General features: G+C 42.3%; 18 protein-coding genes. 15 read left to right on the forward strand and 3 right to left on the reverse strand.

What is annotated here, in order from left to right; all coding sequences use genetic code 11:
- Positions 1 to 32 precede the first annotated feature (32 nt).
- From O3652_RS08550 to O3652_RS08565, 4 genes are all read left to right on the forward strand, one after another.
- A complete protein-coding gene (locus O3652_RS08550; protein WP_371590296.1) occupies positions 33 to 791 on the forward strand; it encodes a threonine/serine exporter family protein in 759 nt (252 codons plus the stop codon).
- A 1-nt stretch (position 792) separates the two neighbouring features.
- Positions 793 to 1,248 (forward strand): threonine/serine exporter family protein, encoded by a 456-nt coding sequence (locus tag O3652_RS08555; protein WP_044021233.1) that lies wholly within the window; start codon positions 793 to 795, stop codon positions 1,246 to 1,248.
- Between the two features lie 118 nt (positions 1,249 to 1,366).
- The gene (locus tag O3652_RS08560; protein WP_371590297.1) at positions 1,367 to 2,539 is read left to right on the forward strand and encodes a hydroxymethylglutaryl-CoA synthase; all 1,173 of its coding nucleotides are present in this window, start codon (positions 1,367 to 1,369) and stop codon (positions 2,537 to 2,539) included.
- The gene (locus O3652_RS08565; RefSeq protein WP_049520894.1) at positions 2,539 to 3,813 is read left to right on the forward strand and encodes a hydroxymethylglutaryl-CoA reductase, degradative; all 1,275 of its coding nucleotides are present in this window, start codon (positions 2,539 to 2,541) and stop codon (positions 3,811 to 3,813) included. The genes O3652_RS08560 and O3652_RS08565 overlap by 1 nt, the downstream gene beginning before the upstream one ends.
- A gap of 35 nt (positions 3,814 to 3,848) precedes the next feature.
- Here the strand turns inward: O3652_RS08565 and O3652_RS08570 are convergent, their stop codons facing one another.
- Together O3652_RS08570 and O3652_RS08575 are read right to left on the reverse strand one after the other, a co-directional pair.
- On the reverse strand, positions 3,849 to 4,814 hold the full coding sequence (locus O3652_RS08570; RefSeq protein ID WP_049520895.1) for a LacI family DNA-binding transcriptional regulator: 966 nt from the start codon (positions 4,812 to 4,814) through the stop codon (positions 3,849 to 3,851).
- Positions 4,795 to 6,249 carry a sucrose-6-phosphate hydrolase gene (locus tag O3652_RS08575; RefSeq protein ID WP_049520896.1) on the reverse strand — a complete coding sequence of 485 codons (1,455 nt, stop codon included), beginning with the start codon at positions 6,247 to 6,249 and terminating at the stop codon, positions 4,795 to 4,797. The genes O3652_RS08570 and O3652_RS08575 overlap by 20 nt, the downstream gene beginning before the upstream one ends.
- Positions 6,250 to 6,627: 378 nt before the next feature.
- Here O3652_RS08575 and O3652_RS08580 point away from each other — a divergent pair, with 378 nt between their 5' ends.
- Both O3652_RS08580 and scrK read left to right on the forward strand, forming a co-directional pair.
- On the forward strand, positions 6,628 to 8,514 hold the full coding sequence (locus O3652_RS08580; protein WP_371590298.1) for a sucrose-specific PTS transporter subunit IIBC: 1,887 nt from the start codon (positions 6,628 to 6,630) through the stop codon (positions 8,512 to 8,514).
- Between the two features lie 158 nt (positions 8,515 to 8,672).
- A complete protein-coding gene (scrK, locus tag O3652_RS08585; protein WP_371590299.1) occupies positions 8,673 to 9,560 on the forward strand; it encodes a fructokinase ScrK in 888 nt (295 codons plus the stop codon).
- A gap of 278 nt (positions 9,561 to 9,838) precedes the next feature.
- Here scrK and O3652_RS08590 read toward each other — a convergent pair whose 3' ends face one another.
- Positions 9,839 to 10,456, reverse strand: a complete 618-nt coding sequence (locus O3652_RS08590; RefSeq protein ID WP_000076177.1) for a TVP38/TMEM64 family protein — start codon at positions 10,454 to 10,456, stop codon at positions 9,839 to 9,841.
- Positions 10,457 to 10,588: 132 nt separating this feature from the next.
- On the opposite strand from O3652_RS08590, the gene O3652_RS08595 reads away from it, so the two are divergent.
- The 9 genes from O3652_RS08595 (at position 10,589) to pnp (ending at position 23,462) form a co-directional block, all read left to right on the forward strand.
- Positions 10,589 to 13,222, forward strand: coding sequence for a DEAD/DEAH box helicase family protein (locus O3652_RS08595; RefSeq protein WP_371590300.1), 2,634 nt, complete (start codon positions 10,589 to 10,591; stop codon positions 13,220 to 13,222).
- Between the two features lie 243 nt (positions 13,223 to 13,465).
- Positions 13,466 to 15,334 (forward strand): P-loop NTPase fold protein, encoded by a 1,869-nt coding sequence (locus O3652_RS08600; protein WP_247924003.1) that lies wholly within the window; start codon positions 13,466 to 13,468, stop codon positions 15,332 to 15,334.
- Positions 15,335 to 15,546: 212 nt separating this feature from the next.
- Positions 15,547 to 15,951 carry a YbgA family protein gene (locus O3652_RS08605; protein ID WP_371590301.1) on the forward strand — a complete coding sequence of 135 codons (405 nt, stop codon included), beginning with the start codon at positions 15,547 to 15,549 and terminating at the stop codon, positions 15,949 to 15,951.
- Entirely contained in the window at positions 15,935 to 16,300 is a 366-nt protein-coding gene (locus tag O3652_RS08610) for a TIGR02328 family protein (RefSeq protein WP_125413682.1), read from the forward strand. The genes O3652_RS08605 and O3652_RS08610 overlap by 17 nt, the downstream gene beginning before the upstream one ends.
- Before the next feature lie 156 nt (positions 16,301 to 16,456).
- Positions 16,457 to 16,822, forward strand: coding sequence for a type II toxin-antitoxin system RelE/ParE family toxin (locus tag O3652_RS08615; RefSeq protein ID WP_033605988.1), 366 nt, complete (start codon positions 16,457 to 16,459; stop codon positions 16,820 to 16,822).
- Positions 16,812 to 17,105: a helix-turn-helix domain-containing protein gene (locus O3652_RS08620; RefSeq protein ID WP_125413695.1), complete on the forward strand. Its 294-nt coding sequence runs from the start codon at positions 16,812 to 16,814 to the stop codon at positions 17,103 to 17,105. The genes O3652_RS08615 and O3652_RS08620 overlap by 11 nt, the downstream gene beginning before the upstream one ends.
- A 352-nt stretch (positions 17,106 to 17,457) precedes the next feature.
- The gene (gene metE / locus O3652_RS08625; RefSeq protein WP_125413683.1) at positions 17,458 to 19,707 is read left to right on the forward strand and encodes a 5-methyltetrahydropteroyltriglutamate--homocysteine S-methyltransferase; all 2,250 of its coding nucleotides are present in this window, start codon (positions 17,458 to 17,460) and stop codon (positions 19,705 to 19,707) included.
- A gap of 94 nt (positions 19,708 to 19,801) precedes the next feature.
- Positions 19,802 to 20,668 carry a methylenetetrahydrofolate reductase [NAD(P)H] gene (gene metF, locus O3652_RS08630; protein WP_125413684.1) on the forward strand — a complete coding sequence of 289 codons (867 nt, stop codon included), beginning with the start codon at positions 19,802 to 19,804 and terminating at the stop codon, positions 20,666 to 20,668.
- Positions 20,669 to 21,248: 580 nt separating this feature from the next.
- Positions 21,249 to 23,462 (forward strand): polyribonucleotide nucleotidyltransferase, encoded by a 2,214-nt coding sequence (pnp, locus tag O3652_RS08635; RefSeq protein WP_125413685.1) that lies wholly within the window; start codon positions 21,249 to 21,251, stop codon positions 23,460 to 23,462.
- The last annotated feature ends 2 nt before the right edge of the window (positions 23,463 to 23,464 follow it).

Here is a 23,464-nt window from a genome sequence, read left to right on the forward strand (position 1 = left end):
AAAATATAGGGAGTAGAAAAAAGGAGGAGAAAATGGACGAATCGAGAGAGTTGAATGCCGTCATTGATGTGATTATGCTAGCAGGAACCATTCTCCTGAAAAGTGGATCAGAGATTCATCGGGTTGAGGATACTATGATCCGTATTGCCCATTCGCAAGGAATAATGGATTGCAATGTTCTTGCCATGCCCGCAGCTATTTTCTTCTCTATTGAAAATACCAATATTTCTCGGATGAAACGGGTGACCTCATCCTCTTATAACATTGAAAAAGTTTGCGATGTAAACCAAGTATCACGGGAGCTTGTGGGCGGGCAGATTGATCTCTCGACAGCCTTTAAAAAGCTCAAAGAAATCGGCAATCAACCCCTTCCTTATACCAAGTTCCAAGTGACTGTAGCAGCGACCCTCAGTGCCCCTTTCTTCTCGATTATGTTTGGGGGCAATGTCTATGACGCTTTTGGTGCGGCTATTGCGACTTTATTTGGATTTGCCTTCTCTCTCTATGTAGAGAAGTTTGTTCGCATTCCTTTTGTAACGGCCTTTGCGGGTGCCTTTGTTTTTGGATTGATCGCCCAGTTCTGGGCCCGCTATACAGGATTTCATTCGACGGCAGACTTGATCATAGCGGGAGCGGTCATGCCCTTTGTTCCAGGGATTGCTCTGACAAATGCGGTACGGGATATCATGACCAACCATATCAACTCTGGTATGAGCAAGATGTTTGAATCTCTGCTCATTACCCTTGCTTTAGGGGCAGGCACCTCTGTCGCCCTGGTTTTGATGACATAAGATGACTCTAACAAGTATTTTGCTCCAAGCAGTGGCGAGTTTACTCGCCATTATCACCTTTCTAATCGTACTGAATGTTCAACGCTCCATGCTCCTACCTGGTGGTATTTTGGGAATGGGTGTTTGGCTCCTCTATCTCGTCCTCAAAGAACCAACCAATGTTATTGTCGCGACCTTTATCGCAGCAGTAATTGGCTCTTGCATCAGTCAGATTTTAAGTATTGTCTACAAGACACCAGCGGTGGTCTTTGTCTTGGCCATTCTTGCCCCCTTGGTGCCAGGTTATTTATCCTATCGAACGACAGCTTTCTTTGTGACAGGCGATTACAGCCATGCAATTGCTAGCGCGACTTTGGTGGTTATGTTAGCTCTTGTTATTTCTATTGGAATGGCAAGTGGAACGGTAATTCTAAAGCTTTATTACTACATCCGAAAACAACGAGGAATCTCTTCCTAATACAATCAAAGCAAAGACTTGATTTGTTGAATCAAGTCTTTTTTCTCTCTTTTGTTCCTATTTGTGATAAAATAGAATGAAACGATTTTTTACAATGAATGAAAAAACAGAGGTAAATATGACAATCGGTATTGATAAGATTGGTTTTGCGACCAGTCAATATGTCTTGAAATTACAAGACTTAGCAGAAGCGAGGGGAGTTGACCCTGAAAAATTTAGCAAGGGACTCTTGTTAAATGAAATTAGTATTGCGCCACTGACTGAGGACATTGTTACCTTGGCAGCTAGTGCAAGCAACTCTATTTTAACAGACAAAGAAAAAGAAGAAATCGATATGGTCATCGTGGCGACCGAGTCAGGGATTGACCAGAGTAAGGCAGCGGCAGTCTTTGTTCATGGCCTATTAGGCATTCAGCCTTTCGCCCGTAGCTTTGAAATCAAAGAAGCCTGCTATGGAGCGACAGCTGCCCTTCATTATGCTAAATTGCATGTAGAAAATTCTCCAGAGTCTAAGGTTTTGGTCATTGCCAGTGATATTGCCAAGTATGGTGTGGGAACTCCAGGTGAACCAACTCAGGGTGCTGGAAGTGTAGCGATGCTAATCACTCAAAATCCACGCATCATGACCTTTAACAATGATAATGTTGCCCAAACGAGAGACATCATGGATTTCTGGCGTCCGAACTATTCAAGTACTCCTTATGTAAACGGCATGTACTCGACCCAACAGTATCTTGATTGCCTGACAACGACTTGGGATGAATTCAAGAAGCGCTATGATTGGGCCATGGGTGACTTTGCGGCCATCTGTTTCCACTTGCCTTATCCTAAGTTGGCCCTAAAAGGCTTGCGCAAGATGATGGACAAGACTCTATCTCAGGAGAAGCAGGATAGTTTGCAAGAGAACTTTGATAAGTCCATCCTTTACAGTCAGATGATTGGAAATATCTACACGGGTTCCCTCTTCCTCGGGCTTCTCTCCCTTTTGGAAAATGCAGAGACTTTGAAGGCTGGAGATAAAATTGCCCTCTACAGTTACGGAAGTGGAGCGGTTTCAGAGTTCTTTAGTGGAGAGCTGGTAGAAGGTTATGAAACTTACCTTGATAAGGATCGCTTGAGCAAACTCCGGCAGCGTACAGCATTGTCAGTTGTAGACTATGAAAAAGTCTTCTTCGAAGACTTGCAGTTGGATGAGTCTGGCTCAGCTCAATTTGCAGGCTATGAACATCAAGACTATGCCTTGGTGGAGATTGTCGACCACCAACGCCGCTATAGCAAGGTTGAGAAATAATGAAGATAAGTTGGAATGGATTTTCTAAAAAATCATACCATGAGCGCCTTGAGTTATTGCGAGCTCAGGCGCTCCTTAGTCCTGAAAAGCAAACCAGTCTGGAGCAGGATGAACAAGTCAGCTTGGCTATTGCAGACCAGCTGAGTGAAAATGTGGTAGGAACTTTTTCTCTGCCTTATTCGATCATTCCAGAACTTTTGGTGAATGGTCAGGACTACACAGTTCCCTATGTGACAGAAGAACCGTCCGTGGTTGCTGCGGCTAGCTATGCCAGCAAAATCATCAAGCGAGCAGGAGGTTTTACTGCTCAGGTTCATCAGCGCCAGATGATTGGTCAGGTAGCCCTTTATCAAGTTGCTGAACCTGAACAAGCGCAAGCGAAGATTGCCAGTAAGAAAGCGGAACTCTTGGAACTTGCCAATCAAGCCTATCCTTCTATCGTTAAACGTGGTGGTGGGGCGCGTGATTTGCATGTAGAGCAGATTAAGGGAGAAACAGACTTTCTCGTCGTCTATCTCCATGTCGATACCCAGGAAGCCATGGGAGCCAATATGCTCAACACCATGCTGGAAGCCTTGAAGCCAGTCTTAGAAGAACTCAGTCAGGGACAGAGTCTCATGGGAATCCTGTCTAACTACGCGACCGATTCTCTGGTGACTGCAAGCTGTCGTATCGCCTTTCGCTACTTGAGCCCTCAAAGGGACCAAGGACGAGAAATTGCGGAGAAAATAGCCTTGGCCAGCCAGTTTGCGCAGGCTGATCCCTACCGAGCGGCTACCCATAATAAAGGGATTTTTAATGGTATTGATGCCATTTTGATTGCCACTGGTAATGACTGGCGTGCCATCGAAGCTGGAGCCCATGCCTTTGCCAGTCGAGACGGACGCTATCAAGGTCTCAGTCGATGGAGTATAGATAGGGACACAGAAGAATTGGTCGGCCATATGACCCTACCCATGCCGGTAGCGACCAAGGGTGGCTCTATCGGTCTCAACCCACGTGTAGCCCTCAGTCATGAACTACTAGGAAATCCTTCAGCCAAGGAATTGGCTCAGATTATCGTGTCCATCGGTCTTGCCCAAAACTTTGCGGCCCTCAAAGCCTTGGTCAGTACGGGCATCCAGCAAGGCCACATGAAATTGCAGGCCAAATCCCTAGCTCTCCTAGCAGGTGCTAGTGAGTCCGAGGTTGCTCCCCTCGTTGAGCGCCTCATCGCAGATAAAACCTTTAACTTAGAGACAGCTCAGCGCTATCTCGAAAACTTAAGATCATAAAAAAACTCAGACGAATTCGTCTGAGTTTTTTGTACTTAAATACTTTTTCCAGGTAATAGGGTGACGGGTAAGAAGTAACCAGTTGTCGCAACTTCCTTGCCTTCAATCTTCTGCAAGAGAAGATCAACAGTGAGTTGGGCAATCTCTTTCATAGGTTGCTTAATCGTTGTCAGGTGAGGATAGTAGTTCTCGATAAAGTAGGTCCCATCATAGCCGATGACCTTGAGCTCATCAGGAACAGAAATTCCCAGCTCTTGAGCGATTTTGATCACCAGAATAGCTGTCAAATCATCCGAAGCAAAGATCGCATCTGGTTTCTGATGGGTCAAGATATTCTTGATTTCCATTTCTTTTCTGACGGGAGAAAAGTCACTCGAAACATTGATAATAGGCGCTTTCGGGAGAACCGATGCAAAACCAGCATGGCGCAGTCCAGTAGGTGAGTTCGAGTTGTCATTCCCTGTAATCATAATGATAGACTGGGCGCCTGTCTTGACCAAGGTTTGGGCTGCTAGGACTCCGCCACCGTAGTTATCAGAGGAGACGACAGGGATGTCTGGTGATAGATTTCGGTCAAAGGAAATAATCGGTGCCGTCACACGATTGTAGTCTTCGATTCCCAAGTTGTGGCTTCCAGAAATGATACCATCGACCTGGTTGGCCTCCAGCATTTCAATGTACTCTCGTTCTTTTGCAGAGTCATGTTCGCTGTTACAGATGATGGTCTTGTAGCCATTCTTGAAGAGTTGGTGTTCCAACTTGTCAATCAACTCCGCATAAAAGACATGACTGATGTTTGGAAAAATAAGTCCAATCAACTTGGCAGATTTTCCTTGGAGGCTTCGAGCTAGATTATTGGGCTTATAGCCTAGCTCTCGCATGGCTTCATTTACCTTTTGAATGGTTTTCTCAGATAGATACCCCTTTTTATTGATGACCCGTGAGACGGTAGTGGGGCTGACGCCTGCAAGTTTTGCGACATCAGTTAGTTTTGCGACCATAATCTAATTCATAGTAAGTTCCAGTTGGGTTTCCAGACTTGATCAGGATACCATTTTGGTCTGCATGTGGGAAGACACGACCAGAAAATACTTTTTCTCCTTTATTGATGAAAATTTCAAAGACTGACTTGTCGATGAAGATAGTGGCAGTAGTAGCTTGGTTATCGATAGGGCAAGAACGAGTCGTACCAAATTCTTGGGAGTACTGTTCACCAGCCTGACTACGATCCACTGTCACCTGTCCATTGACAAGATCAAAGTTGATTGAAAGCCCCTTGCCTTCTTTATCAGCGAGCAAGACAATCTCGCTTTGGCTATTGGCCTCCAAGTTGAGCTCGAGTTCATAGGTGTTATTGGTTTGAGTGCGATTTAAGAAGGCCTCTTCAGAAGAACGAAGTTCTTTGACGGCTGCGACCGGATATTGGTAGAGTTTGCCATCTTTGATAGTGAGTTCTTTGACCAATGAGAAGGTTCCTTGGTGGTCAAAACGGTCAGATGGGTAAGAAACATCTGGTAACCCAAGCCAACTTACTGCTAGTGCACGTCCATCTGGAGCGTTGAAGGCTTGAGTCGCATAGGCTTCGAAACCATAGTCTAGATTATGAAGTTGAGACACATCTACCATTTTGGCATTTTCAGGATCAAAGGATGCCCCTATTTTGTACATGTTTGGGTAGATATTGTCATAGTCTAGAACTTGTTTATCCAATCCTTGTGGACAGTAGAGAAGGACAGGTTGCTCCCCTACAAAGACTAGATTTGGGCATTCCATCATGTAGGCAGTGCGGTCGTTAGCAAAGTTAAGGTCGCCAACTGCTTGCCAGTTTGTATAATCATTGTCCACAGCCTTGTAGAGACGGACGAAGCCTTTTTTCTCCAAGTCCTGTCCACCGACGATAGCATAATATTGACCCTTGAAGTTAAAAATTTGCGGGTCGCGGAAGTGGTCTGTAGAGTCTGCTGGCTGGTCAATCAAGATCTTGTCAATCTTTGTAATCTTGCCATCCTTATCCATCAAAGCCCCAATCTGGTAAGGGTGACGGATCCAGTTTTCATCACGGACATTTCCAGTATAAAATAGGAACAACTGATCGCCGAACTGCATGGCAGAACCAGAGTAGGCACCGTGGCTATCCAATGGAGTATCTGGTAAAATTTTGACTCCAGTTTCTGTAAAGTGCACTAAATCATCACTTTCAAGCTGCACCCAAGACTTCAACCCATGGGCTGCACCGAAGGGGAAGTTTTGGTAAAAGAGAATCCATTTGCCATCAAAATAAGAAAAGCCATTTGGATCATTGAGAAGGCCCATTTTAGGCTCGACATGGTAACGAGTATGCCAAGGAGATTGAGCCATCTTTTCCTTGATTTGTTTGATTTCATCATTAGACCAGTCTTCATAGCGTCTGTAACGGCGCTCGGTTGTCCATTCCATTTTATCTTTCCTCCATAAGTTCTATTCTATTATTAATAGTAAACGTTTTCGGCAAAAAAAGCAAGTCTTTTATGTTAAAAAAAAGAAAAATATGTCAAACGATTGCCAGGAATCAAGTGAAGGAAATCTGGCAAATTTTCACGAAAAAATGAAAGAAAATGTAAATAAAAGCCTTATCTCCTCAAGTATAAAGATATTTTTTTGAGGAAAAAGAGAATATCCCTCAAAAACGAGCAAAAATAATCAGAGAAAAAAGAAAGGGAATAAAAAATTCTGCAAAACGCTTGACATATTTTAGAAACATGATAAAATAATAGTCGTAGGGCGAATAAAATCGCTTTCAAACAAGAACAAAATTTTATAAGGAGATTTTTGCAAATGAACAATCAGGATATTGCAAAAAAGGTCATCGAAGCCCTTGGCGGACGTGAAAATGTCAACAGTGTTGCCCACTGTGCGACTCGTCTACGTGTCATGGTCAAAGATGAAGGGAAAATCAATAAGGAAGTGATTGAGAACTTGGATAAAGTTCAAGGAGCTTTCTTTAACTCAGGCCAATACCAAATCATCTTTGGTACTGGTACAGTAAACAAGATGTACGACGAAGTGGTTGCACTTGGTTTGCCAACCTCTTCTAAAGAAGAAATGAAAGCAGAAGCTGCCAAACAAGGAAATTGGTTCCAACGTGCTATCCGTACTTTCGGTGACGTATTCGTACCAATCATTCCAGTTATCGTAGCAACTGGTCTCTTCATGGGTGTTCGTGGTCTCTTGACTGCTCTTGGGATGACACTTCCAGAAGATGTGACAACTTACACTCAAATCTTGACTGATACAGCCTTTATTATCTTGCCAGGATTGGTTGTTTGGTCAACCTTCCGTGTATTCGGTGGTAACCCAGCCGTTGGTATCGTCCTTGGTATGATGCTCGTATCTGACTCACTTCCAAATGCCTGGGCTGTTGCTTCTGGTGGTGAAGTAACTGCAATGCAGTTCTTCGGATTTATCCCAGTTGTAGGTTTGCAAGGTTCAGTTCTTCCAGCCTTCATCATCGGGGTTGTCGGAGCTAAATTTGAAAAAGCTGTTCGTAAAGTTGTTCCAGATGTACTTGACCTCTTGGTAACACCGTTCGTAACACTCCTTGTAATGTCAATCCTTGGATTGTTTGTTATCGGACCAGTCTTCCACGTTGTTGAAAGTTACATCCTCATTGGAACAAAAGCTATTCTTAACTTGCCATTCGGACTTGGTGGTTTCTTGATTGGTGGAGTTCACCAATTAATCGTCGTATCAGGTGTTCATCACATCTTCAACTTGCTTGAAGTTCAATTGCTTGCTGCTGACCATGCTAACCCATTCAACGCTATCATCACAGCTGCCATGACTGCTCAAGGTGCTGCGACAGTAGCCGTTGGTGTGAAAACTAAAAATCCTAAACTTAAAACACTTGCTTTCCCAGCTGCTCTTTCTGCCTTCCTAGGTATTACTGAGCCTGCTATCTTCGGGGTTAACTTGCGTTTCCGTAAACCATTCTTCCTTTCATTGATTGCTGGTGCAATCGGTGGTGGATTGGCATCTATCCTTGGACTTGCTGGTACTGGTAATGGTATCACAGTCATCCCTGGTACAATGCTTTACATTGGTAACGGACAACTTCTACAATACCTTCTTATGGTAGCTGTATCATTCGTTCTTGGTTTTGCCCTTACTTACATGTTCGGTTATGAGGATGAAAAAGAAGTTGCTTCTGAAGTAGCGACAGAACGTTTGGTCCAAGAAGAAACAACTGGTAACATTCCAGTAGCTCCTCAAAATGAAACAATCCAAACTCCAATCGTTGGGGACGTAGTTGCTCTTGAGAATGTTGATGACCCAGTCTTTTCAAGTGGTGCAATGGGACAAGGGATTGCTGTAAAACCAAGCCAAGGTGTAGTTTATGCACCAGCTGATGCAGAAGTATCGATTGCTTTTGCTACAGGACATGCTTACGGTTTGAAGACAGCAAATGGAGCTGAAATCTTGATCCACGTTGGTATCGATACGGTGACTATGAACGGTGAAGGCTTTGAACAAAAAGTTGCTCAAGGCGACAAGGTTAAAGCTGGTGACGTTCTTGGAACCTTTGACTCAAACAAAATCGCTGCTGCAGGTCTTGATGACACAACAATGGTTATCGTAACCAACACAGCAGACTACGCTTCTGTGACACCAGTCGCAAGTGGATCTGTTGTCAAGGGTGACGCTATCATCGAAGTGAAAGCCTAGTCCTCTTCGAAAACCAGATCTAAAAACAAAACGAACAAATATTATGTTTGTTCGTTTTTACTTGGATGGTAAGATTTACAGAGGAAAATCTAAAATATTGAGAAATCTAGCCCTTTAAAATGTGCTATAATAGAGAAAACAAAGATAAGAGGTTTATCATGACAAAATTATATGGAAGCTTAGAAGCGGGCGGTACAAAGTTTGTCTGTGCTGTCGGAGATGAAAATTTTAACATTGTAGAAAAAACACAATTTCCTACAACAACTCCTATCGAGACTATCGATAAAACCATCGAATTCTTTTCAAAATTCGATAATCTTGCAGGCCTTGCCATCGGTTCCTTCGGTCCCATTGATATCGACAAAAACTCAAAAACCTATGGCTTTATCACAACGACTCCAAAACCTCACTGGGCAAATGTAGACCTACTTGGTGCCCTTCGCCGCTCCCTCAACGTACCCATGTATTTCACCACAGACGTGAACAGCTCTGCATATGGTGAAGTGGTTGCTCGTAACAATGCTGGTGGCCGTATCGAAAACTTGGTTTACTACACGATCGGTACAGGGATCGGTGCAGGTGTTATCCAACGTGGTGAGTTTATCGGTGGTGTGGGTCACCCTGAGATGGGTCACTACTATGTGGCTAAACACCCAATGGATGTAGAGAAAGAATTTAACGGCGTTTGTCCTTTCCACAAGGGCTGTTTGGAAGGCTTTGCGGCTGGACCAAGTTTGGAAGCTCGTACAGGTGTTCGTGGTGAAAATATTGAACTCAACAACTCTGTCTGGGATGTTCAAGCCTACTACATCGCTCAGGCTGCGGTCAATGCTACAGTGACTTTCCGCCCAGACGTGATCGTCTTTGGTGGTGGAGTCATGGCACAGCAACACATGCTGGACCGTGTGCGTGAGAAATTTACAGCTCTTCTAAATGGTTACCTACCAGTACCAGACGTGCGTGACTATATCGTGACTCCAGCAGTCGCAGGCAATGGTTCTGCCACACTTGGAAACTTTGTCCTTGCTAAGAGTGTCGCAAAATAAAATAAACAAAACATCCGCTTGGGAAACCAAACGGATGTTTTGTTTGACGAAAATGTTTTTGAGCCTTTCCTTAAGTGATGACGGACGGTAGCGACTTTCTTCGAAATTCCATACCTAAACTTTGAGTCTAATGTCTCAAAGTTTCCGAACACCTGAACCCATTAGATTTCAGGTGTTTTTATCACGGCGGAAAGGCTAGGTAAGTCCTCGATTCACTATCGAAAAGTTGGCATGATTTCCATACCAAAGTATATTTAGTATCAGGCTATTTTCTATTCTCAAAACATCTGCCAGAAGAAATCAATAATATAAGTCAAACCATAAGTATAAACCACTAGGGTAAAGGGCTTAGTCAAAACGATGATAATCATATAGCGTTTGAAGGTCATCTTGGTCAGGGCAGCCAGCATACACAGAAAGTCAGCTGGACTGACAGGCCAGATCATCATAAAGATAAAGAACCGCTCGAAACGATTGCCCTTATCTAGCCAACCGATATACTTGTCATAGGTGCGCTTGCTGACGACCGACTGAACAAAGGCAGCTCCGTAGAGGCGCACGAGGTAAAAGATAATAGCACAGCCAATCACGATGCCGATATAGTTATAGATGGTTCCAATGATATGGCCGTAAATAAAGACCCCAGCCACTGAGGTCAAAGCTCCCGGAATGATCGGAACAACGGTTTGTAGGATCTGTAAAAAGATAAAGAGTGGTGGCCCCCAAACCCCAGCTTGCTGGATAAAGGCCGATAGGGTTTCCTTGGACTGTAACACTCCTGCCTGATAGGCCCAAATACAGAAAATCAAGGTGCCGACTCCCCCGACGATAGATGAAATATTGATGACTTGCTGTAGAAGGGGAGAAACAGCTTTCATTTGCTTATCCTGTGACATGTAAACTCCTCATAGATAGTATGATTCTACTATACCATATTTTATGGAGAAAAACTATCTGGATTATCTGACTGGAGAAATAAGTGTGGTAAAATGAGAATAAGAAAAAGACGGTATAGAATGAGGGGTATCATGTTAGGTTTAAACTTTAAAGGAGGCTGGCGCCAATATCAAAAACAGGTCTTGGATCGTTTTCAGGACTATCAAGCAGACGGTCATGTTCATCTAGTGGCCGCTCCAGGGTCTGGAAAGACCACCATTGGTATCGAGCTAATCGCTCGTTTTGGCAACCCAGCCCTCATCTTAGTTCCGACTGTCACTATTCGTGAACAATGGGTGGATAGAATACAAACTGCTTTTCTAGAGGATTGTCAGAGGCTTTCAGACCTCGTTTCCCAAAACTTAAAGGAGATGAAGGTATTAACGATTGTGACCTATCAGGCTTTTCATAGTGCCATGAACCAACTTCAATCACAAGAAGATGGAGAAGCAGAGGATTTTGTGGGGTTTGATTTGCTTGCAAGCCTAAGAGCTCAGAAAGTTGCTACTCTTTGTTTGGACGAATGCCACCACCTGCGCAATGAATGGTGGAAAAGTCTGGAAGCCTTTCGCAAGCAGTATGGACCGCTGAAACTCATCTCCCTGACAGCGACACCACCATATGACAGCGATCCTGAACTCTGGGAACGCTATATCCGAATGTGCGGGGAGATCGATCAAGAAATCACGGTACCTGAACTAGTCAAGGAAGACACTCTTTGCCCTCATCAGGATTTTGTCTATATGTGCTCACCAACAGCTGAAGAGGCGGAACGTCTCAAACAGTTTGAGGAGACTAAGTGGGACTATATTCATCACCTTATAGTCGATCCTGATTTTCAAACATTTGTAGCAGGGTCTAAGGTCCTCAAAGGGGATATTTCATCTGATTTGCTTTTAGAAGATCCCAAGTACTTGTCTGCTATGTTGATTTATATGCATTCTCAGGGGTTAACGATTCCTCCCTCTTTGCAAAATTTACTGGGAACCCAGAGGCTTCCAACATTGACCTCCTACTGGTTGGAGACGCTGTTGCAGAGCATACTCTATCAGACACCAGATTGGTATGAGGATCCAGATGGATATAGGAAAAAGTTAGAGGCTGACTTGAAGGCGCGTGGGTTGGTGGAAAAACGTCAGGTTTATCTGGTTAAGTCTAAGGCTTCTGACCAGCTTTTAACCCAATCTCTAGGGAAGTTGTCTGCCATTGCCGATATCTTTTTGACGGAGTATGAGAGTCTAGGTCAGGAACTGAGACAGTTAGTACTAGCTGACTATATTCGCAAGGATTTTGCCACCTATCTGGGAGATAATCAGGCAACCATTTCTCAGTTGGGGGTTCTCCCTTATTTTGAAAGCATTCGTCGAAAAGCTCAGGAGCAAGAAATACCTGTGTCATTGGCTGTCTTGTCAGGTAGTGTCGTTATTTTGCCTACCGATGTGGCAGCAGAGTTGAAGGAATTCTTGCCTCAGGTTCCTCTTAGTTTCTCATCTATTGGTCACTTGGATCCAAAAGATTATGTGCAGGTTGGTTTTCCGAGCTCAGCTAAGGGAATCGTGGCGGCAGTGACGGAGCTTTTTCAACGAGGGCGGATTCAAGTCCTAGTCGGAACCAAATCTCTCCTCGGAGAGGGTTGGGATGCTCCTTGTGTTAATTCCCTAATCCTCGGAAGCTTTGTGGGGAGCTTTATGTTGAGTAACCAGATGCGCGGGCGTGCCATTCGTATCTGGCCGGGACATCCAGAAAAGACCAGCAACATCTGGCATCTGGTAGCCGTTCAAGCGCAAGCACTTATCACTTTTCCTGGTGAGGAGCCTAGACCAGAGAGCAATCAAGATCTGCAGACCTTGTCGCGACGGATGGAGCATTTTCTTGGATTGGCCTATAATCAGGAGAGTATTGAGACCGGTTTGGATCGTTTGGATTTTCCAAAGCCCCCTTTTAAGAAAAAGCAAATTAGTGAGTACAATGAGCGAGTTAAGAGTCTCTCCAAGGATCGAGCAGGCTTGAGACAAAAATGGCAAGATGCTCTTGTCGTAGCGGATCAATTTGAGATAGTTACAGAAGTCGCAACCCAAAAACAGAAGGTCCCAGTCATGCTCTTGCTTGATGCATTAAAATGGGTTCGCATGTCATTGCTCTTGTTGGCAGTGGATTTGTTGGTCTTGCTATTTAGACTGAGATTAATCGGTGTTTGGTGGCTTACGACAGCATGTCTCCTCTTTTTGGCTTTTGCATCTTGGCGCTACCTCTGCTATAAGAGTCCCTATAAACGCTTGCAGTCTCTGGGTGAGCAAATCCGAAAGGCTCTGCTAGATTCGGGGCATCTAACGGATGATCAATCCCGTGTTCAGGTAGAGGAGGACAAGGAAAACTATATGGTTTTTGCCTATCTCAAGGGAGGAAGCATGAGAGACAAGGAGTTGTTTGCACAGACTGTGGGAGAATTCTTTGCTCCAGTGGACAACCAGCGCTATCTGTTAGTAGCTCAAAAAGCCCCAGCTGGCCAATCCAAGTATTTCGTAGTTCCTAGCCTCTTTGAAAAACGCAAGGAAGAAGCACAGAAATTCCTCGACTTTCTGAGACCGACTATCGGACGTTATCACCTCGTCTATACACGAACAGAGGCCGGGCGGAAAATCCTTCTCGAAGCTCGTATCAAAGCTCTCTCCAATAAAAATGACCGTACCTTGACTAAGAAGAAGGTTAAAAGCCGATTGGAGTAGGGGAGTTTACAAGAGATAAATAAGTAAATTCTCTTAAAATATAAACACAATTAGAGACAGTAAGAGACGATTGACTAGTTCAAGTAAGAAGGAGAAGAAAGTTAAAGTAGAAGAAATAGAACAAGTAGCTGGATAAGGACTACCCCTTAGAAATGGATTTCTAAGGGGATTTTTGTGGATTCGTGGTATAATTTTTATAAAAGTAGGCGCTATGAAATATTTTGTTTTTTAGAAAGAAATACTATGGATGATAGATTTATTACATTAAAGCACATTGATACTTCAGTAGCAGCTAAAAATGTTGCTAAATTACTTGAAGAAAATAAAACTTATTTCTTAAATGGGAACTGGGGTTCTGGAAAAACAGAATTTCTAGTTGAAGTTGGTAAGAATACTAATAAAAAATTAGTTACGATAGACTTTTGGAGATTAAGCGATAACCGCTCAACGATTGAGATTGTTTTTTCAAAATTACACCCGTTGGTATATAGCCTTTTAAGGATTTTCATAGTTTTATGTGTCGCAGTTTCTATCTTAATGACTAATGTAGTTGATTTGGGTTTAAGTTCTTTTTTTGAATCTTTTTGTGTTAAATTAATTATTGGGAGTATTGTTTTATTAGTAGCAATCTATCAATTTTTTAAAATCAAATCAGATGGTTTTTACAGTTGTTTACTAACTTCTAAATGTCTATCATTATCTCGAAAAGTATTAGTTATTGATGATTTTGATCGAATGTCTAACAAACAACAAGAGGAGAGTTATAAAATTTTTAGCTTGCTTAATGGCAAGATTCCAATTGTTTTTGTTGGAGATATTGAGAAAGTGCATCTTAACGACAATAATTTCCTCTCTAAAATTATTGATAGACGGATAGAACTACCATTTGTTCTTCACCCATCAAATATTTGGCAAGATTATTTTGAGTTGTTAAGTAAAAAACTCAATACGAGTTTGTCAGATGATTTTTGGAGAAGGTTTAGCTTTGAAAACAGAAATTTGCGAGATCGTAATCATTTTAATGACTATGTCAATCAAGAATTCTTTTCAAGGAAGAAGTTTGAACATGTTCAAGAAGAACAGCAACTTTGGATTATCTACGCTTATCTTTTTTATCCTGAATTATATAAACAACTATTAAAGAACGAAGAAATAAAAGTTAAGGATGATGAAGAAACAAGTTTTACAGAGATTTTCAAGTTTGGACGAAGCATACAGGAAATATTATCTGACATTCAGCAATCAGACCATAACCAATATCCACCGAACTATAAAAAGAATAAACCAGCCTATTTTCTCTATGAAGAACCTCTAAATCATACAAAAGAGGAATTTAATACATTACTTGAAACAGACAGTAATGAATTATCCAGAGAACTAAGAGAGGCAAACTATAACAAAGATTTTTATCAATATCTCTCAAGCGAATATAAATCTTTTTCTGAAATTCAGAAAGCTAAACTACTACGTATTACTATACAGGAATCTCTGAAATCTTATAATAGCTCTGCAATGGACTATATTGTTGAAGAAAAATTGAATGAAGAAATCCCTAGATATGAGAGAAATACTCCTTTAAGCAAGGAAACAATAGCTAGGATTGTAAATTTTTGGGAAACTATTCTTAGGAAAGAAGGTTTAGACCAGTCTGAAATCATTTATTTTATGGAAAAGCATAGAGTACTTAGCTTCCATGATTTGGGACTTCACTATACAAAATTAGAGATTAATAATGAAAATTTTGCCAAGTTAAATCGGAAAGATTTCTTCCTATTGACCTATCTAAGTGCGGTTAATAAATTTGGGCAATTTAAGAAATGGGATAGTAGTATATGGAATGCGATAGATTGTTTTGGAGATAAGGAATTTTTATCATTTTGGAAATTTCAAGGGATTCTATCTACTGATGAGAATTATTTTGATTTTGATATTATCCCAGAAAATATGATCTATACTCTTTGGATAGGTAAATACACTTTTGAACCACCACATGATTTTGAAGATTATAGGGAGGATGTTATTAAAAAGATTCGCCTGAAACTTGATCAGCTGGAATCAAAAGGATTCACATTTGATGAGAAAATAGATGGAGAACATAGACGCAGGGATTAGGATTTTAAAATTTGGGTATTTTTCTAGTTTATTGCTTATTTCTTACCGTTACACTAAATTAGCATTCTCTAAAAAAATTACTTGCTCTACTCAGGTCGAGTGGTTTTTATAGAATTATGATAAAATAGGAGAAATAATACATTTTTTGAAAGAGGTTTAGACAAAACTTTGTTTCCATATTTCCTGGAAACGGATAGAAAGCAAGGAGAAACATGGAACAAACTAATCAAAAATCCCAGTGCCAACAACTCTGGGCTAGAAACAAATACCTCGTTTTGAGCCATTCCAGCAATATTTACAATGAGATTCGCCAATACTTGAAGAATGAAGAGGTGGAGGTGAGTCAGGTTCAAGAGATGATTGACCGTGCCTGTCAAATCCCAGAACACAGGGGTCAGGTTTGCAATGCCTTTCAGCATATTTGGGGCTATTTCAAAAAGAAAGCGACAGATGTTGAGCGTAAGGACTATATGCTCTTGCTGGATCGCTACCGCTTTGGTCAGGCTTCTAAGGAAGACTTGATTGCTAAGACTCGAGAGTTGCTGGATAGCTATCCGAATACCTACTTGCAACATTCAACGTTACTGAAAGGAGACGCCCATGAGACTTTGGCATGAGGCTTTGATTTCACGACTTCCACGTCCGCAACTCTTGGGGCAACATCGAGAGTGCTGTGCCCTGCGTGGTAATGGTTGGGGCAGAAAGCATGCGACGGTGAACTATGTCTTTACCCACTCGCCTTATCGTCTCTATGCCTATCATCGCTTGATTATGGAGGAGATGGCAATCCGTGGCTACAATGTCAGTCCAGAATGGCTGGACAAGAACTACCGTGGCAAAATTTGCCCAGCTTATGAAGACTTGCCTGAGGAGAAGTTGGACAATCCCGTCTACAGTGAGCATGATGCAGCCTACTACGAGGAGTGTTTGGCTAATCTCCGAGAGAAAGGCATTGAGCTGGCGTAAGAGTAAGGATTATCTCTGATTTATAACTATTCTCGTCATTTTTTCGAATAATAAAAATGAGACCTGTAGAATTTTTCTAAGGTCTCCTTTTTATGAGTATTAGGATTTACTTTTAATAACTTTTAAGTTATAATTAAATTGAAAAGAGGTTGCTTGGTGCATACAATTTACTTCTATAAGGACAAAAATGGAAATGAGCCAGTCTTAGATTATATGAGAGAATTGGCTAGAAAAAAGAGTAAGGACAGTCGCATCAAACTCAATAAACTAAATGACTATATCGAGTTGCTTAGTCAGCATGGGACTAGAGCAGGTGAACCCTATATCAAACATTTGGAAGATGAGATTTGGGAACTAAGACCTCTGAGGGATAGGATATTATTTGTGGCTTGGCTTGATGGGAGTTTTGTTCTCTTACATCATTTTGTCAAAAAGACTCAGAAAACTCCTAGGAGAGAAATTGAAAAAGCCAAGCGTGAACTGAAGGACATAAAAGAAAGAGGGTTAAGTGATGAAGAATAGGGCTATTGGGAGTAACTGGAAGGATGTCCGCTCTGAACTCTTTACCAAGGAAGAAATTCTTGAAAGTGATATGCGAGTGGCTATTATGAGTGAGTTGATTGAGGCTAGACATGAGCAAGGTATCAGTCAGAAAAAGCTAGAGGAACTCAGTGGAGTAGGCCAGCCTGTCATAGCTAGGATGGAAACAGGAAAGACCAGTCCTCAGTTGGATACGGTCTTAAGAGTTCTTGCTAGTTTAGGAAAGACACTAGCAGTCGTCCCACTTGAACAGGAAAAAAGTTGATAGAGATGAAATTACTTGGTTGGCTAAAATCATCGACTGGATAATTTTACCTCCCGTCCGCACTTTTTTAGGGAAATATCAGAATTACAAAAGAAAACCACCCTATAGTCTTTTCTAATAGCAAGCCATAGTCACTGATGAGAATCATCAATAGCTCGTTTGAGCATTCTAACTAAAATACAGCAATAAAACAAGCAATACAAAGGATTTGAGACACTGGTCTCAAGTCTTTTCTTGTTGTCTAAAAGAGTGATATAGTTTCAAACTATATCAAAGCCTAATTATTTACAATTATACAGACAGTTTCTTTTCTGTTAAGATAGTTTCAACAACAAATTTTGGAGGACACATCATGTCAACTACGATCATCGGTTTCCCTCGTTTGGGCGAATTCCGCGAATTAAAATTTACAACTGAAAAATACTTTAGAAAAGAAATCTCAGAAGAAGAACTCTTGGCAGTGGCAAAAGAATTGCGTGCTAAACACTGGAATATTGTCAAAGAAAAAGGCATCACTGAAATCCCATCAAATGACTTTTCTCACTATGACAACTTCCTAGATGCGGCTTTCCTTTTCAACGTGGTCCCTGCTTCTGTTCAAAACTTGGACTTGTCTGACCTTGAGCGCTACTTTGCTTTGGGACGTGGTTACCAAGGAGAAAAAGGGGACGTGCGTGCCCTTCCGATGAAGAAATGGTTCAACACCAACTACCACTACATCGTTCCTAAATTTGAAAAAGACACTCAAGTCAAATTGGCTGGTCACAAGATCTTTGATCAGTTCCAAGAAGCAAAAGAACTTGGTCTCAACACTCGTCCAGTCCTTGTAGGTCCATTCACTTTCCTTCAATTGTCAGACTTTGAAGAAGGCGTGAAAGCAGAAGACTTCGTAGACAGCTTAGTAGCTGCTTACCAAGAAGTTTTTGCTAAATTGGCTGAGCTTGGTGCGACTCGCATCCAACTCGACGAAGCGGCTCTTGTCAAAGATTTGACAGCTGAAGAAAAAGCTCTCTTCTTGAACCTCTACAACAAACTCTTGGCTGATAAAAAAGGTCTTGAAGTTTTGCTTCAAACTTACTTCGGTGACGTTCGTGACGTTTACGCTGACCTTGTGAACTTGCCAGTAGATGCCATCGGTCTTGACTTTGTTGAAGGTAAGAAAACTCTTGAATTGGTTAAAGGTGGCTTCCCAGCTGACAAGACTCTTTATGCAGGTATTGTCAATGGTAAGAACATCTGGCGTAACAACTACGAAAAGAGCTTGGCTATTCTTGAGCAAATCCCAGCTGAAAACATCGTTTTGACAAGCTCATGCTCACTTCTTCATGTACCATTTACAACAGCTAATGAAGATTTTGAACCAGCTATCTTGAACCACTTTGCATTTGCAGTAGAAAAATTGGATGAGATCCGTGACTTGGATGCTATCCGCAACGGTCAAGGTGAACAAGCTCTTGCAGCTAACAAAGAACTCTTTGCGACTGAACGTGTGGGTGAAAACGCAGAACTTCGTGCGCGCATCGCTGGATTGACAGACGCAGACTACACTCGCTTGCCAGCCTTTGCGGAACGTGAAGCTATCCAAGAAGAAGCCTTTAAACTTCCAGCTCTTCCAACAACAACCATCGGTTCATTCCCTCAAACTAAGGAAGTCCGTGCTAAACGTTTGGCTTACCGTAAGGGTGAATTGTCACAAGAAGAATACGACGCTTTCCTTGCTGAAACCATCGACGAATGGATCAAATGGCAAGAAGAAGTTGGATTTGACGTGCTTGTACACGGTGAATTCGAGCGTAACGACATGGTTGAGTACTTCGGTCAAAACTTGTCAGGTTACCTCTTCTCTAAGAATGGTTGGGTACAATCTTACGGTATGCGTGGGGTGAAACCACCAATCATCTGGGGTGACGTCACTCGTCTCAACCCAATCACTGTGAAATGGTCTAGCTACGCACAAAGCCGTACTGACAAACCTGTTAAAGGTATGTTGACAGGACCTGTTACCATCCTTAACTGGTCATTTCCACGTGAAGACATCTCTATCAAGGACTCAACTCTTCAAATCGCCCTTGCTATCAAGGATGAAGTTCTTGACCTTGAAGCTGCAGGTGTGAAAATCATCCAAATCGACGAGGCTGCTCTTCGTGAAAAATTGCCACTCCGTCGTAGCGACTGGTACGAAGACTACCTTGACTGGGCTATTCCAGCCTTCCGCTTGGTACACTCAACAGTAGCGCCAGACACTCAAATCCACACTCACATGTGTTACTCAGAATTTACAGATATCATCCCAGCTATCGACAACATGGATGCGGACGTTATTTCCTTTGAAGCAAGCCGTTCAAACCTTGAAATCTTGGACGAACTCAAAGCGAAAAACTTCCAAACAGAAGTGGGACCTGGGGTTTACGATATCCACTCTCCTCGTGTGCCTAATGAAGGCGAAATCGACCACACAATCGATGCTATTCTTGCCAAAGTTCCAAGCAAGAAAGTTTGGATCAACCCTGACTGTGGTTTGAAAACACGTGGTATTCCAGAAACAAAAGAAAGCTTGATCCGCCTTGTCGAAGCAGCAAAAGCTGCGCGTGAGAAATTGTAAGATTAGATTTCTCTCTTGACACTGTTTGATCAAGGAACTGCTTAGCCCAAGCCGGCTTAGCAATCATGAAATCAAAAAGAAAAGGATAATGACTATGTCACGCCAAACTCCGTCACTTTCATTTGAAGTGTTCCCTCCAAACCCAGCTGTGGGTAATGATAAAATTATTTCAGCCTTGCAGGATATGCGGGAGCTGACACCGCACTTTATCAGTGTGACTGCCAGCAATAATAAATTTAATATCAAGGAAACAACGGTTCGTTTGGCTGACTTTATCCAGAATGATTTGGCGATTCCAACTATTGCCCACTTGCCAGCTATCTATCTGACCAAGGAAAAGGTTGCTGAAACCATTGCAGACTTGGATAAGGTTGGGGTACAGAAAATCTTGGCCTTGCGTGGGGATATTATCCCTGATGTGGAGCCACAAAAGGATTTCCGCTACGCAACGGATTTGATCGAGTTCATCAAGGAACAAGCCCCTCACTTTGATATTATTGGAGCTTGTTATCCTGAAGGGCATCCTGACTCGCCAAACCAGATCTCGGATATTCAAAATCTCAAGAAGAAAGTGGACGCAGGCTGTTCAAGCCTTGTAACGCAACTTTTCTTTGACAATGAGCGCTTCTACGATTTCCAAGACAAGTGTACTTTGGCAGGGATTGAGGTTCCCATTCATGCGGGGATCATGCCCATTCTTAACCGTAACCAAGCGCTTCGTCTATTGAAAACGTGTGAGAATATCCATCTTCCACGTAAATTTAAGGCCATCTTAGACAAGTATGAGCATGACCCTGAGTCGCTCAGAGCAGCAGGACTTGCCTATGCAGTGGATCAGATCGTGGACTTGGTCACTCAGGATGTCGCAGGTGTGCATCTATACACCATGAACAATGCTGAAACAGCAAAATACATCCACCAAGCAACCCATGCCTTGTTTAATCATCAGTCTTTAGGATAATAAAAAGCAAACCATTCTTCTCAGGTGAGGGGAATGGTTCCTTTTTAATAGAAAAGCCCGTACTTTTTAAGAAAAATATGATAAAATAGACTCTGTACGTACTTGATACAAAGATGAGGGTATAAAAGTTTTAAAGGCTTTGTCGATTCTCAATTTTATGATAGAAATTTTTTCATAATTTGTTCTTTTCAGTATTTAGTTTGAGCGACACGAACGAGTCAAATCGATGTTATTTGACGAGAGAGTTAGTAAAGTATTTAGCTAATCGCCTAATAGCGATTAGCGTGAAAGGATTAGATGCTTTAGCATCAAACCTTTCTAATGATTTGTATCTTGATAGTTGAACACGGGCTAAATCCCTAGTGAAAAAGATAGATTTCCTGGTGTGCATCGCACACTGCGTTAATTTATGCAATCATGAGTAATTGAACACGGCCGAAAAGCTGTGTAAAAAAGATAAACTGTCTTGTCTTTATCGAAGACTTCGCCAGTTTCCTATTTTTACTTTGCTTTTTGCGACCTTAGTATCTTGATCTTTGTAGGCAAGGCGTATAATTTCATCAATCCAAAGGGGATTAAAATGACAAAACAAGTGTTTCAAACGACTTTTGCGGGTCGTGAGTTAATTGTAGAGACTGGCCAGGTTGCTAAGCAAGCAAATGGCTCTGTTGTTGTGCGTTACGGTGAGTCAACTGTCTTGACTGCTGCCGTTATGTCTAAGAAAATGGCAACTGGGGATTTCTTCCCTCTTCAAGTCAACTACGAAGAAAAAATGTATGCGGCTGGTAAGTTTCCTGGTGGCTTTATGAAACGTGAAGGGCGTCCTTCGACAGATGCAACTTTGACAGCGCGTTTGATTGACCGTCCAATCCGTCCTATGTTTGCGGAAGGTTTCCGTAATGAAGTCCAAGTCATCAACACAGTTCTTTCTTACGATGAAAATGCTTCTGCACCAATGGCAGCAATGTTTGGATCATCATTGGCACTTTCTATCTCAGATATTCCATTTGACGGACCAATCGCTGGGGTACAAGTGGGTTATGTAGATGGCCAAATCATCATCAACCCAAGTCAAGAACAGGCAGAGCAATCGCTTCTTGAATTGACAGTAGCAGGAACTAAACATGCAATCAACATGGTTGAGTCTGGTGCCAAAGAATTGTCAGAAGAAATCATGTTGGAAGCCCTTCTGAAAGGACACGAAGCTGTTAAAGAATTGATTGCCTTCCAAGAAGAAATCGTTGCTGCGGTTGGTAAGGAAAAAGCAGAAGTGGAATTGCTTCATGTAGACGCTGACTTGCAGGCTGAAATCATCGCAGCTTACAACAGCGACCTCCAAAAAGCGGTCCAAGTAGAAGAAAAATTGGCTCGTGAAGCTGCAACTCAAGCAGTTAAAGACCAAGTAACAGCAGTTTACGAAGAAAAATATGCAGACCATGAAGAATTTGAACGTATCATGCGTGATGTGGTTGAAATCTTGGAACAAATGGAACACGCTGAAGTGCGCCGTTTGATCACAGAAGACAAGGTGCGTCCTGACGGTCGTAAGGTTGATGAAATCCGTCCATTGGATGCGGTTGTTGACTATCTTCCTCGTGTACATGGTTCTGGCCTTTTCACTCGTGGACAAACTCAAGCCCTTTCAGTTTTGACCTTGGCTCCGATGGGAGAAACTCAAATCATCGATGGTTTGGACCCAGAGTACAAGAAGCGCTTTATGCACCACTATAACTTCCCGCAATACTCAGTAGGGGAAACTGGACGTTATGGTGCACCAGGTCGTCGTGAAATTGGTCACGGTGCTCTTGGTGAGCGTGCCCTTGCTCAAGTCTTGCCAAGTTTGGAAGAATTCCCATATGCGATCCGCTTGGTAGCTGAAGTATTAGAATCAAACGGTTCTTCTTCTCAAGCTTCTATCTGTGCGGGAACGCTTGCCCTTATGGCTGGTGGTGTGCCAATCAAGGCGCCAGTAGCTGGTATTGCCATGGGTCTTATCTCAGATGGAAATAACTATACAGTATTGACAGATATCCAAGGTTTGGAAGACCACTTTGGAGATATGGACTTCAAGGTTGCCGGTACTCGTGAGGGGATTACAGCTCTTCAAATGGATATCAAGATCCAAGGAATTACTGCTGAAATCTTGACAGAAGCCCTTGCCCAAGCCAAGAAAGCGCGTTTTGAAATCCTTGATGTGATTGAAGCAACCATTCCAGAAGTTCGTCCAGAATTGGCTCCAACTGCACCGAAAATTGATACTATCAAGATTGATGTGGACAAAATTAAGATTGTTATCGGTAAGGGTGGAGAAACCATCGACAAAATTATCGCTGAAACAGGCGTTAAAATCGATATCGACGAAGAAGGCAATGTGTCTATCTACTCTAGCGACCAAGATGCCATTAACCGTACCAAAGAAATCATTGCTGGTCTAGTTCGTGAAGCAAAAGTGGATGAAGTTTACCATGCTAAGGTTGTTCGTATCGAGAAATTTGGTGCCTTTGTCAACCTCTTTGATAAGACAGATGCACTTGTGCACATTTCTGAAATGGCTTGGACTCGTACCAACCGTGTTGAGGACTTGGTAGCTATCGGTGATGAAGTCGATGTTAAGGTTATCAAGATTGATGAAAAAGGCCGTATCGATGCCTCTATGAAAGTTCTTCTTCCTCGTCCGCCAAAACCTGAGCATGATGAAAAATGCGAAAAGTCTGAGCGACCTCACCGTCCACATCATCACAAGGACCACAAACCGAAGAAAGAATTTACACACAAACCAAAAGACTCAGAATAAGA

This window comes from Streptococcus sp. 27098_8_23 (genome assembly GCF_041432195.1).
In the GTDB taxonomy this organism is placed as follows: Bacteria; Bacillota; Bacilli; order Lactobacillales; family Streptococcaceae; genus Streptococcus.